This window comes from Actinopolymorpha pittospori (genome assembly GCF_014873875.1).
Classification (GTDB): domain Bacteria; phylum Actinomycetota; class Actinomycetes; order Propionibacteriales; family Actinopolymorphaceae; genus Actinopolymorpha; species Actinopolymorpha pittospori.
Window position 1 is genome coordinate 3,070,097 of the sequence record NZ_JADBEM010000001.1, and the last position, 11,995, is coordinate 3,082,091.

Annotated in this window: 12 protein-coding genes; all 12 read right to left on the reverse strand. The window is 68.6% G+C overall.

Annotated elements, in window-relative coordinates; translation table 11 throughout:
* Window positions 1-969 precede the first annotated feature (969 nt).
* The 12 genes from HEB94_RS14590 to HEB94_RS14645 all read right to left on the reverse strand — a co-directional run bounded on the left by HEB94_RS14590 (window position 970) and on the right by HEB94_RS14645 (window position 11,995).
* On the reverse strand, window positions 970-2,796 hold the full coding sequence (locus tag HEB94_RS14590; protein ID WP_192750391.1) for a DNA polymerase: 1,827 nt from the start codon (window positions 2,794-2,796) through the stop codon (window positions 970-972).
* A gap of 259 nt (window positions 2,797-3,055) precedes the next feature.
* On the reverse strand, window positions 3,056-5,515 hold the full coding sequence (locus HEB94_RS14595; protein ID WP_202896348.1) for a phage/plasmid primase, P4 family: 2,460 nt from the start codon (window positions 5,513-5,515) through the stop codon (window positions 3,056-3,058).
* 55 nt (window positions 5,516-5,570) lie between these two features.
* On the reverse strand, window positions 5,571-6,014 hold the full coding sequence (locus HEB94_RS14600; RefSeq protein ID WP_192750393.1) for a hypothetical protein: 444 nt from the start codon (window positions 6,012-6,014) through the stop codon (window positions 5,571-5,573).
* A complete protein-coding gene (locus HEB94_RS14605; protein WP_192750394.1) occupies window positions 6,011-6,193 on the reverse strand; it encodes a hypothetical protein in 183 nt (60 codons plus the stop codon). The genes HEB94_RS14600 and HEB94_RS14605 overlap by 4 nt, the downstream gene beginning before the upstream one ends.
* Window positions 6,194-6,287: 94 nt before the next feature.
* A complete protein-coding gene (locus HEB94_RS14610) occupies window positions 6,288-6,995 on the reverse strand; it encodes a recombination directionality factor (protein ID WP_192750395.1) in 708 nt (235 codons plus the stop codon).
* A 127-nt stretch (window positions 6,996-7,122) separates the two neighbouring features.
* Window positions 7,123-7,509, reverse strand: coding sequence for a hypothetical protein (locus HEB94_RS14615; protein WP_192750396.1), 387 nt, complete (start codon window positions 7,507-7,509; stop codon window positions 7,123-7,125).
* Window positions 7,506-8,246: a hypothetical protein gene (locus HEB94_RS14620; RefSeq protein WP_192750397.1), complete on the reverse strand. Its 741-nt coding sequence runs from the start codon at window positions 8,244-8,246 to the stop codon at window positions 7,506-7,508. Before HEB94_RS14620 ends, HEB94_RS14615 begins: the two co-directional genes overlap by 4 nt.
* A 291-nt stretch (window positions 8,247-8,537) precedes the next feature.
* Window positions 8,538-9,110 carry a hypothetical protein gene (locus HEB94_RS14625; protein WP_192750398.1) on the reverse strand — a complete coding sequence of 191 codons (573 nt, stop codon included), beginning with the start codon at window positions 9,108-9,110 and terminating at the stop codon, window positions 8,538-8,540.
* A 460-nt stretch (window positions 9,111-9,570) separates the two neighbouring features.
* Window positions 9,571-9,927, reverse strand: coding sequence for a dATP/dGTP diphosphohydrolase domain-containing protein (locus tag HEB94_RS14630; protein ID WP_192750399.1), 357 nt, complete (start codon window positions 9,925-9,927; stop codon window positions 9,571-9,573).
* Window positions 9,928-10,215: 288 nt separating this feature from the next.
* Window positions 10,216-10,461, reverse strand: coding sequence for a holin (locus HEB94_RS14635; protein WP_192750400.1), 246 nt, complete (start codon window positions 10,459-10,461; stop codon window positions 10,216-10,218).
* Window positions 10,458-10,811, reverse strand: a complete 354-nt coding sequence (locus HEB94_RS14640) for a hypothetical protein (protein ID WP_192750401.1) — start codon at window positions 10,809-10,811, stop codon at window positions 10,458-10,460. The genes HEB94_RS14635 and HEB94_RS14640 overlap by 4 nt, the downstream gene beginning before the upstream one ends.
* On the reverse strand, window positions 10,808-11,995 hold the full coding sequence (locus HEB94_RS14645) for a hypothetical protein (RefSeq protein WP_192750402.1): 1,188 nt from the start codon (window positions 11,993-11,995) through the stop codon (window positions 10,808-10,810). Before HEB94_RS14645 ends, HEB94_RS14640 begins: the two co-directional genes overlap by 4 nt.

Consider the following 11,995-nt stretch of genomic DNA (forward strand, 5'->3'; position numbering starts at 1 on the left):
CATCGGAGCCGACCGCGCCCGCAGCCGGGCCGGCCGATAGCGCCGGGTCGGTCGTGGCGAGCCCTAGACCGGTCGAGTCCAGCCCAGAGCCCACGGCCAGCGCGACCGCCGAGCCGGATAGCCCCGTGTCGGCCACCCCTAGCCCGGAGCCGCTACACACGCCCGACCCGGTGGCGCCGCCCAGCTCCGACCCGCGCTCGGCAAGCCCTGAGCCCACGCGCAGTCCGACGAAGGAGGCGACGGGCAAAGACGGCAAGGATAGGGACCGGCGAGATAAGGACCGGAAGGATAAGGATCGGAAGGATAACTCCGATTCCGGCCCACATGACCGCAAAGGCCCCACGCCGGGGATCGCGCGGTATCTAGGCGCCCTCCCAGACATCGAGAGCTTTCTCGGTCGTCCTGAGTGAGCAATAAGACCGCCATCACGACGGTCTCAGTACTTGCGCTAATCGTTTCTATTAGTAGTGCGTTGGTTGCCCTCGGAATCAGCTCTGGGCCGGCCGAGTTCTCATAGATACAAGTTGCATACATGGTGAGATCATCGGGGGTTATGAGATGCGGAAAGCAGGGCTCGCCAGAGGATGGTCGTGTGCGCTGGCCCACGCCAAGGGCGAGAAGATGAGAATGGGCGAGATTGAAGAGCTTTCCGAGGAGGAGCTGCACGGCCTGGACATCGGTGTCAGATGCGGCGTCGCGGCAATCCTGGACATCCTGGAGGCGCGGTTCAACGGCAGCGTGGCCTAAAAGGGAAGCCCCACCTCTTCGTGAGGTGGGGCTCCTTCTTCACTTCTTCGCTACCGGGAACCGACCCCGGGCTTTGTGAGTTGTTGCAGACAGGCCCCGCCTTTCTCCCCCCGGGAGGCGGGGCTCCCAATTCATTGCCTCCCCCCAGGGAACGAACTTCAGACTCGCCGAGTTGTTGAGAAGGGCCTCGCAGGTGTGCGGCCGGCGGGGCCTTCGTTTCACTCACGCGGCGCCGTAGCCGTGGCCCCAGGACGGGCCGTAGACCTCGGGGTCGCTTGCGATCTGCACTCCGTGGAAGACGGAGCCCATGACGCGGCCCAGCTCGCGGACGTACTCCTCGGCACTGTCTGCGGGAGCCTGGGCGATTAGTTCGTCGTGAACGGGCAGGAGGAGGCCGTCGCCGAGGCCGGCGTCGTGGGCGTCGACGATGGCCTGAGCGAGAAGGTCCCTCGCGGTCGACTGGACGACGTAGTTCGTCGCCGCATAGAGCCGGTCGCGGTCGAGCGGGAGGTGCCGGCCCGAGGGCGTGACGACCTCTTTCCGGCCGTACTCGGCGCGGTTGATCAGCCGGCGCGAGTATTTCTTGATCCCTGGGAAGGTGTCGTCGTACGCCGTGATCGCGCGCCGGACGGCCTCGATGTCCGCGCCGGTCTGCCGGGCGATCGTCGTAGCGCCGCCGCCGTAGACCTTGCCGAAGCCGACCGCCTTGGCGATCTTGCGGTGTTGCTTGGTGAAGTCCGGCCCGAAGACCCGTTCGGCGGTGAAGCTGTGCAAGTCCAGGCCGTCAGTGATGGCCGCCTTCATAGTCTCGTCGCCGGACAGCGCCGCGAGGACGCGCATCTCGACGGCCTGGAAGTCCGCCGCGACGATCGTGTGCCCGGGGTCGGCGACGAAGGCCCGCCGGATCACCCAGTCCGAGGAGGGGAGCTGTTGCAGGGGAGGCCGCGAGATCGACATGCGCGCGGTCCGCGCCTGGAGCCCGCCGATGAACGGGTGAAGCCGGCCCGCGTCGTCGGCCAGCTCGAGGAAGGCGTCAGCGTAGGCCGTCGCCCACTTCTCGGCGCGCTTGGCCCGGACGACCGCCTCGGCGAGCGGGTTGGGTGCTCGGACGTCGAGCCGCTCCCACTGGAGGTCGAGGTCGGCGAGCGGGAGCAATACGGCCTTGTCGACCTTCGCCGCGCCCGAGGGTGTCCGCTCGTCCAGCTCCTCGCCCATCGCGAGGAGCGCCTCGGCAACCTGACCTGTCGAGTTGACGTTCTCGACGCCGTACCGAGCCGCCGCCTTGCGGTACTGCTCCGCCTCGACCCTGAGGCTCTCCCGGAGCGTCTCGACGTAGGGGACGTCGAGGAGCATGCCCCGGCGCTGCATGATCGCGAGGAGGAGCTGTAGGTGATGCTCGAACTTCGAGAGGTGGTCGAGGCCGACGTCGCGGACCAGCGGCCCGATCTCGTGGAAGAGCCGGCTTACGAGGATCGTGTCCAGTCCGGCGTACCGGAGATAGGTCTCGTTCGTGATGTCGATGCCGGCCCAGCCCGTCGCCTTCGTCAGACCGAGCGAGCGGAAGACCGCCGTGAGGCCGCCTTGCGTGTCTGGGGCCTCCGGGTCGACGTAGACCGCAGAGAGTGGCTTCAGGCTGTGCCCGATCCCGCCCTCGGACTCCGCGCGCGGGTCGAGCAGGTGGGACAGGATGCGCGTGTCGAAGACGTGGGGCCCCAGCTCCTCGACCGTGACGCCCAGGTGGCGGTCCACGACGAGGAGGTCGTACGCCGCGTTGTGCATGACGAACATGCGCGGCTGCTGGAGCGCCCGGGCGATCGCATCGCCGAAGAGATCCGAGCGAAGGACCCACGCCTCGCGGTCGTTTCCGAACTGGGCGAGCCGGAGTTGGAACCCGCGTGTAAACACGTCGAGGCCGGTCGTCTCCGTGTCGAAGCCGAGCACTTTGTCGCCCTGGGCGAGGAACTCCTCGAAGCCGTACAGATCGTGCCGGGACTCTGGGATGTGGATTCGGCACTCGGCGCCGCCGACGGTGTGCGTGAGGGTGAGCACGTCTCTCCTGTCAGGTGTTGGCAGGCCCCGGCGCCGGGACTCAGGTCTCCAGCGCCAGGGGCCGATTAGGATGCGGAGGTCAACTCACGCACTGGCCGCCGCAACATGCGGCGCCGTCGGGCTTGGGCTCGTCCGGGTCGACGTCCGGGGCCTCCTCGAAGACCGCAGGCGGGAGGTCGTCCCCAGCGCCGCACATGCCCGAGAGTGGGCAGCTCCCGCACGCGGACGGGGCGCATGGGTTCGTCATTCGCGATACCTCCTAGAGCACGTCGTCGAGCGACGGGCCGGCTATCTGTGATTGGTCGTCCTGATAGAGGGCCAGCTCGTCGTCAGGTGTTCGGCTTTCGTCGTCGATTTCTGGGGCGTCGTGGTCGGCGACGGCATCGGTCTGCCGAGCCCGCCGCACACCCTCGAAGGCCATGCCTTGCGTGATCCGCCGCTTTATGAGTCCGCGCTCCTCCAGCGCCGCGAAGAACGCCCGCCGGGTCCAGCGCTCTTTGTTCGGAAGCGCCTCGTCGTCCGTCCACTCGCGGTAGGCGTCCCACAGGACCTTTCCTGTGACCTTCGAGCCCTCCTCGGCCACGAAGACGCCGGGGAAGAATCCCGACAGCGCGTCGGAGGTCTGCCGGTATTCGGTCGTCGCCTGGCGGATAACCGGCGGGTCCTGGAGCCCTCCCGCATACCACTCGGCAGCCCCACGCACGGCCCAGGCGAAGATGCCCGCGGCCTCACCCCGGAGCGTGTCGCCGAGGCGGTGATCGCGCTCAGACGGGCGGAAGTAGCGCTCCCACGGGACGAGCTTCACCCGCCGCCAAAGCCCCTCGTCCTGGCCGCGGAACTGGGGCTTGAAGTTGGTCGCGAGGAGCAGGAGGAACGCAGGCCGGAACTCGAAGAACTCCTTCCGCATGAAGCGGGCCGAGATGAGGTCGCGCCCCGTGACGCGCTTTAGGACCGCCTCGGCCATTGGCCGGCCCTGCTCGCCTTCGGCAGCCATGACGAGCCGCGCGCCCTTGAGCGCCGCCAGGTCGTTAGGGATTCCGCCCGAGCCCCGGTCCTCGAAGGTCGAGAACGGCGTCGTGACGGTCAGCTCGCGGAAGACGTCCGTCAGCGTGTCTGTGAAGACCGACTTCCCGTTGGCGCCCGTGCCCCACAGCACCGCGAAGCACTGCTCCGAGGTGTCGCCCGTCACGCCGTAGCCGACGAGTCGGCGTATGTAGGCCGGAAGGTCGGCGTGGGACGGGAAGACCTCGCGGAGGAAGGATTCCCAGCGCGGGCAAGCCGCCTTCGGGTCGTAGTCCAGGTCGACGCGACGGGTGATGAGTAGCTCCGGGTCGTGAGACTGGAGCGAGCCCGTCCGGAGGTTGACGACGCCGTTTCGAGCCGCGAGCAAGTGCGAGTGCCGGTCGAAGGCGTCCAGGTCGGCCGCCACGTCCCGGAGCGCCTGTAGCTCGCGCACCGCGGCATCAATCCCCCTGGAGGATTGCGAGTGACGAGCCCACGCTGCCCACGCCTTCGCCTCCTTGATCCGGTTGCCGTCCGCCCCTGCCTCGGCCATGAGATCGGCCGCGATCGCCGTCACGAGGTCGGCCGCCTCCTGGACGTAAGCCCGGGTCGTGTCGAGCTTGTCCGCCCGCCACACGCCGTCGCCCAGGAGGAAGAAGCCGGCCTCGGGGGAGTACCGGACGCCAGAGCCACGGGCCGCGATGTAGTCACGGACGAAGCGGGCGTTCCCGAGGTCCGTCAGCGGGTATGCCTTGGCGTCCCGCGAGCGGAGCGCCGCGTCGTAGGACGTGATCTCCTCCGCCGACAGGACCGCCCGGACGGCCTCCTTCGCGAACCGAGCCGGGTCCCGCTCGCGCCAGGACGTGAGGTCGAGGCCCTCCGGGACGTCGAGGACCTTCGTCCGCACGCCTCGCCCGACGAGCGACGTCGCGAGCGTCGACGAGAACGCCTTCCCGCTGGCGTCTCCATCGCCCGCCACGACCGCGGTACGGTCGCCGACCCACTCCGCTACCGTCTCGACGACGAGGGCGTTGGAGGCGAGCCCCGCGCCCCGAATCAGGATCGCGTCGTACCCGAGGGCGACCGCAGTAAGGCCGTCGCCAGGGCCCTCGGTGACGAGCACTTCGTCCCAGCCGGCCGAGCCCGGAAGGTAGCCGACCTTCGCCCACGAGGCCCCGTCTGGGTTCTCCGGGCCGATCCAACGGACCTTGGCGTCGGCCGCCAGGGCGCGAGCCTGGAAGCCGCGGGGAACGCCGTCGCGGTCGCGGAACGGAACGACGAGGCGCGGACCGCCGCCGAGGTCGTCGGCGTAGCCGAGGCCGAGCCGGTCGAAGTCGTCCTCGCTCAGGCCGAACCGCTCGGCCGCGTAGTGGATTGCCCCCTCGGCGTGCGGGTGCTTCGTCGCGGTGGCGTACTTGTCGAGCTTCGCCGCCAGTGCCGCCGTGAGGGCCGGGCTCACCGGCAGGTCCCGCGACGTCGCCCGGACCTTGACCTCTCCGGGCTCGACGTTGCCGAGATCCGCGAAGGTCATCCCGAGCGCCGCGAGGACGTCTTTCGTCTCGCACCGTGCCCGGCACTTCAGGAGGATCTTTCCCGCGTCCGAGACAGCGAGTCGAAGGGACGGGTGACTGTCAGTGTGCGACGGGCATGGGACCACCCAGCCGTCGCCCTCCTCGACGACCTCGGCGAACCGGCCGAGCAGGTCTTCGAGAGTCACGGGGACTCCTTTCGTTGTGTGTGGTCTGAGAGAGGGCCAGCCGGCGCGGGGGTGTTCAGCTCGGAAAGTCCTCGGCGAGATCCGCCGCGGTCTCGGCCGCGTGCGCGGCGAATGCCTCCGGCGCATGGCGGGTCAGGAGGTACTCGGCGCGGCGAAGACGGATCAAAAGCCGCGCCCAGGTGGCGACGGTCATCACGGCGTAGCCGGCGCCGACGGGCCGGCGGGCGCGCTTGACGAACGCGACGCCGTACGCCTCACCTGCGTTCAAACGCTGCCTCTCGGCGCCGTCCAGGCCCTCGCGGATCGCGTCCTGCCAGGAGGCCCAGTCCTTCGCCTGGCCGATGAACGGTGAGAAGCCCTGGAGGTCGCCGACGTCGTTCCGGCCTTCCTGCCTCGGCTTGAAGGGCTTGAGCCCGTAGCGGAGCTGCCAGAAGGCCGCCAGCGCGCGGACGAGGGCGGTTTCCCATCGGGTGCCGCGCGCCTTCGCGGGGTTGCTCACAGCTCCCGCCGAACGGACGCGCCGCGGACGACCGCGAGGCCGAGAGCCACAGCCCACTTGGACATCTGGCGTTCGGAGGGCTCGCCGGTCACGAGGAGGTCGGCGGTCGAGCCCTGGAGGTCCGCCGGGCCGTGGACGTAGCTCCGCGAGCCGTCCGGGCCGAGCGTGTAAACGTGCATTGGTCTCCTTACGAAGCCAGCGGCCCCGGGGCCGGCCGGACAGGTCCAGCTAGCCCCAGGGCCGGGAAGTGCGCGGATTAACTCACGCACTGGGTCAGAACGGAGGCGCCTCGCCGTTGTTCGCGGAGGACACGCGGCCGATCACCTCGATAACTGGCTTGGTGAACTTCCGCTTCGCACCCTCCCTCGTCTCGAACTCGACGACCTCCAGGCCGAGCCATGCGATGGCCGGCCCGTCGATCGCCGCGAGTGCATCCTCGACGGGGCCCAGGTCGCGGACGAGCGACCACGAGCCGGAGGTGAACTTGAACTTTCCGAGCGCCGGGTCGTCGGCCAGGGTGAAGAAGAGGGTGACGTTCGGCTGGCAGCCGGTGCCCTTGGTCGCGGCGGCCTTTCGGTCGGCGTAGGTGGCTGGGCACTCGCACGCACGGCCCTCGGCGTCCTCGCCGTGCTGCTCGACCCCATCGCATCGCCGGATCGCGCCGGCACGGCCCCACAGGACCATCTCGGAGCGGAGCGCCTTCGGGCTGTCGATGATGACCTTGACGCGCTTGGCCTCGGTGAAGACTTCGAGACCGTCTTCGCCCGTCGCCTCCCACTCCTGGGGCGCGTCGCCTCCGAACATGGAGTGAACGGCGTCCGCGACGTCAGGGTCGCCGGTCGTGACTCGCCACTTCTCCAGGCTCATCGGCCGCTTGTTTACCTGGTAGCCCGAGCGGAACCGACCGACGAGATCGTCCGAGAACCTCTGGCGAGGCTTCGGGGCGCTTTCGGGGTCGGTCTCCCAGATACGAAGAGACAAGGGTGATCCTTTCGAGACGCGCGGGCGCCCTGTTGAGCCGGGTCGTTTGAGCCGGGCGGCGTTCAAAGCCCGAGCCCCGCGAGATGTCAGGGACGCTTGGCTAGAGGGCCAGTAGCCCCGGGGGTGTTCACTTCGAGGAGTGGAGAAGGCCCGGGGGACGAGTGAGGCGAGGACCGGGGATAGATCCGCGCGTCTCCTTACGCATCGCCGCGCGCCCGAGCACCTCGGCGATCTTCGCGGACCGCCGGGCGCCCATGTGGGGGAGGACCGCCGTCATGATCTCGACCGCCCGAGCGCCGGAGATCTCCGCGTGCCAGGTCGCCTGGAACGGTGCCGGCTTCAGGGTGAGGCGGATCGTGGAGCCGAAGAGGGTCGCGGCTCGGCCTACCACGTCGCGGTCGCACATCGCGACCCGGACGCGGGGGTACTTCCCGCGGTGAAGGTCGAAGGTGCCCTCGCCCTCCAGGAGGCCGGCGAGCCAGATTACGTCCTCACGGTCAGCTTCGGTGATCACTTCGTGGCAGCCTTTCTCGGGGCGCGGGTACGGGGGCCGGAAGTGGCGCCCGAGGATGGGTTGGTGTTGATGGGGTTGCCGATGACGCCGCCCTTGATCTCGCGGTCCCAGTCGAAGACCTCGCGGAGGCTGAGGAAGTACTTGAAGACCGCCTCGTCGCAGCGGATCGGGAACAGGCCCCAGCCCTCCGGACGGACGTGGAGGACGAAGCCGCCCTCGATGTCAGGCATGGGGACCTTGGAGCCGTCGGGCCGGATGATGTAGTCGGCGTGCCGGTAGGCCGAGAGCTGGAGCGCGACCTCTTCGTGAACGCCGGAGCGGGTAGTCTTCCAGTCGCCGATCACCAGCTCGCCGCCGATGCGGCCGAGGACGTCGAAAGAGCCGGCGTAGGAGTGCTTCTCGCTCCAGACGGTCTCTTCCATGAAGACGAACTCGGGCTCGAACTCGGCCAGGAAGGATTGGAAGTGGTCGGCATAGACCTTGATGTCGGGGTGCAGGCGCCGAGGAGCTTCGCCGCGGGCCATGCCCTCGAAGACGTCGTGCACCTCGGTGCCGACCTCCGCGGCCCGCGCGGTGTCGCGGTCAGGAGCGCGCTTCAGGAGGTCGACTGCCGCGGACTTGTCGCGCATGGAGATGCCGACCAGCTCGCCGAGGTTCTCGACGGCGTACTCGGCGACGGCCTTCGAGGCCCAGAACTTCAGGAAGCCCTTCGGAAGCATGTTCACGACGGACGTCACGCCAGGGACCTTTACGGCCGTATCTGGGTGGACGTAGAGCCGAGAACCGCCCCGTGAGATCGTGCTGATCTTGGGAGTAGTCACGGACGCCCCTCTCAAGGGGTCGGGATGGGGACGTCCGTCTAGAGGGCCAGTGGCCCCGGGGATGTTCAGAGATGAGCGGGAGCGCCTGGGCAAGGCCCGAGGGCATGTAAAAATGCAGGAACTACCTACATTCTGTATTCCGCTTCAAGAGAGAGAGTCCTTGAGGAGGAATAGAGAATGTAGGTAGTTCCTGCACTTCCTACATGGTCAGAGCGTCCGGAGCTGCTCCGCACGCTCGGCGATCTTGCGCAGCAGGGTCCGCGCCGCTCGGCGGTCTGCCCCGCGCAGCTCGGCGACAGCCTCGTCCGAGACCCGCTCCAGGAGTGTGAACGCCACAGAGAAGGCGCGTATGACTTCCGGGTTCTCGCCGTCGCCCTTGAGGGTGGCAAGGAGGTTGCTCCGCTCCTCGTGAGCCGCGCGCACGCGCTCGCGGGGGCCAGGGCCGAGACCGAGGTCTTCCAGCTCCTCCGGCTTGAGACGCTCGCGCAGGATGTTGCCGATGTGGTACCGGCTTGCGGCCTGTAGGGGCGTGGCGTCCTCGGGCGGGATGCCCGCCTCGCCGTAGAGGTCGCGGACGAGTCGCCGGTACGCCCAGGCACGGCCCGCCCAGTCCGGGGTGCCGTCCTTCGTGAGGAAGTGCTCGCGCAGGTTCACCAGAGTTTCGCTCAGGTCCCGCATGAGCATCGTGCGGCGCTCGCGGTCGCCCTCGCCCAGCGAACGGAGCCCGCGCAGGATACGCACCGCGTCGCTTTCGAGCGCTGCCCTGGTCTTCGTCGCCACAGGCGCCGATCTTACACCGCCGCGTAAGACAACGCGCGCACCTTTGGGGTGAAACGCCGAAAGGCCCCGCTTCGTGCAGTTCCGAGGAGCGCCCGTAAGTCGAAGGCTCTCCTCTCGATAGGTAGTGCCTCCGTCACTCTCGGAACAGAGTCCGTGCCCGATGGCTTGTAGTTAGCACCGGCTAATCAACTATCGAGGGGGCGGGGGAGATGCGGAGAGAGATCATCGAGCGGGCGCGGAGGGTCGCCGAGCAGTGTGCGGGGGGCAGTGCAGGGTGGTCGGCGCTGAGCGAGGAGCAGCTGAGGTGTCTGGACATCGGCGTCCGTTGCGGCATCGCCGCGACTTTGGATGCGCTCGGCCTCAGCCTCAAGACGGACCCCGACCCTGCATAACGCCAAAAAGACCCCGCCCTGGGGCGCTCGGGGAGCAAGAGCGCCTCAGGACGGGGCCTTCAGAGGGTTCAGATCTTCGTCGTCATCTTATAGCGGACGGTCTCGGCCGCCAGGAGGTTGAAGAACACCGCCGCCGCATGATCTTCCTCGCGGTCCTCCGCAAGCCACTGCATCAGGTGACGGTGTGCGCTCGACTTGTAACGCGCGAGCTCCTCCGGGCCCTGGGCCTTCTCCCAGTTGCGGTCGGTGTACTTCACGGCGCCGCGGGCCATGTGCTCGGCGATCCGTGTAAGCAACTGAGCCGAGTACGGGACGCCCAGGGGCAGGAGGAGGTCGAATCGGGGCTTGCCCTCCTCCGTGTCCCGGACCATGCCGCTGTCGTACTCGGCGCGGGCGCCGCTGTCCTTTGTGACGAACTCCGCCACGGGATCTCTCCCCTCCGTCGGTTTAGGTGGACGACGGACTAGAGGGCCAACGGGCCGGGGGGTGTTCACACAGGATCGACACAGGATTGCCGGGTACGTTCTGATTACGAGCGGTTCCTTCGTAACGCCGGGACAAGGGCGTCCCGGCTGGATACTGCCGAGGCGCCGGTCGTCGCTTGCTCCTACGCCGGTCGGCGCCGCTAACGACAACGGGGGCGTAGGAGCCACCCAAAACGACAAAAGGCCCCGACCCTCCACGCGGGAGGGTCGGGGCCTTCGGTGCCGGGGCTACTGTGCGGTCGGGTCGGTGGGCTTCGCGGCCTGGGCGACGGACGCCTGGGCGGTCGCGCTGACGATGCCGGACTGCTTGATGATCGCCTTCAGGGTCGCGAGGGCGGCCGGGACGGATGCGACGGCCGCAGCCTTCAGGACGTCGAGGTTCAGCTGGTCCGCCAGGAGGAGCAGACCGATGAACGTCTGCACGTAGGTAGCGCCGACGCGCTCCGCCAGGTCGACGAAGAACTGCTTGGTCACTCAAAGCTCCTTGCTAGTTTCTCAATGGCGCGCATGGTCTCGGCGTGCGCGTCGCGGGTGACTTGCTCCAGGGCTAGCCAGGCTTCGCGGCCGGTGACCAGCTCGCGGAGAGTGGCGTTCTCCTGCTCCAGGTGGGCGATGCGCTTGGTGGTCTCTTCCCGGTAGGCCGAGAACTCCTGGCGCAGGTCGTTCAGACCCTCTTCGAGCCGGTCGCCGCGTGCCTTGTGCGCCGCGGCTTCGTCCTTCCAGATGGCCGCGGCCTGGGTGCGGGCGGCGTTACGCCAAACGACCACGCCGGCCGAGAGGAGACCGACGAGCCCGAGGGCCGTCCAGACGATGGCGAGGCTCACAACTCCTCGTAGACGCCGGCGATCGAGAACTGCATGCCCGCAGCGCAGTCAGAGCCGAGGAGGTTCGCCGTCACGCTGGCATTGACGTAGAGGATTCGGTCAATGGCGTTGGCGGCCACGGTGCCGTCGGGCCAGGTGACAGCGCTGAGCGTGTAGCCGGGCCCCTCGGTGTGCCCGACGAACACCTGCCGCACGATGCGGGCCGGGTTCGTCGGCAGGCCGGCCCAGACCGGAAGCGTTCCTGAACCCGCCGTGGTGCCGATCTTCACGTAGATCTGGAACGCGACGGTCTTCCGCCCGATGCGCCGCCAGCGCCCGGTGCGGACCGCGAATGTTGGCGAGCCGGCGTTTCCCCAGTTGGGGATGTAGGTAGCCCAGTCCGTCGTGTCGGAGGAGACGATGTTGCCCGCGACGGTGAGGTTCCCGATGTTGTCGACGTTGACCAGACTCGTGCCCGCTTCGGTGACGATCTGGAGCAGGTCGCCGGTCTGGCTGGCGCGCCGGGTGAGCCGTTGCGTGGTGTCCGTCGTGGCAACGGCGCTCACGTGCAGGGTGCTCGACCCCGGAGCCGGAACTCCAATGCCTACCCGGCGACCCGCGCTGACCGAGACGGCCGCGTTGCTGGCGCTGTCCCGGATGGAGGCTAGGTCGGCCGTCTGCCCGGACGCGCCCTGGACGGTCAGCGGCACCGCCGACGGGTCGGCGCCGATCGCTCGGAGGGTCGGGCCGCCGATGCGGTTGATGAAGGGGCGCTCGTCGGCCAGCAGGGTGACCGCGCCCGTCGAGTCGACGGTGAACGCGCGGAGCGCGACCTCGTAGCGGTCGGTCGGGGACTTCGGGAGCGTCGGGCGGCCGGCGCCTGCGGTGCCCGTCCGGAGCGCTACGCCGTAGGTCCAGGGGGCCGTGGTCCGGTCGAGGTAGGCGACGACGACGCTCTGCTGTGTGCCGGAGGTGGGCACGGGGATCGAGCCGGGGACCTGGGCGTCGAGGGAGAGAACGTGTCCCGCGATGAGGAGCCGGCCAGGCTGGACGGTCCAGGTGCCGGCGCTAGTGCTGACCGCGAACGCGGTCGAGGGCTGGCCCGGAAGGATGCCGTCGTCGACGGCTAGCCAGAGCGCCTCGTGCTCAAGGTCGTTGACAAGCCCGCCTTGACGCTGGGAGTAAGGCCAGAGGTCGGCCGCCAT

Bases quoted from the DNA above. Each gene is read 5' to 3' on its own strand.
- HEB94_RS14605 (WP_192750394.1), bottom strand. From the start codon at position 6,193: ATGCACGTTTACACGCTCGGCCCGGACGGCTCGCGGAGCTACGTCCAC.
- HEB94_RS14645 (WP_192750402.1), bottom strand. From the start codon at position 11,995: ATGGCGGCCGACCTCTGGCCTTACTCCCAGCGTCAAGGCGGGCTTGTC.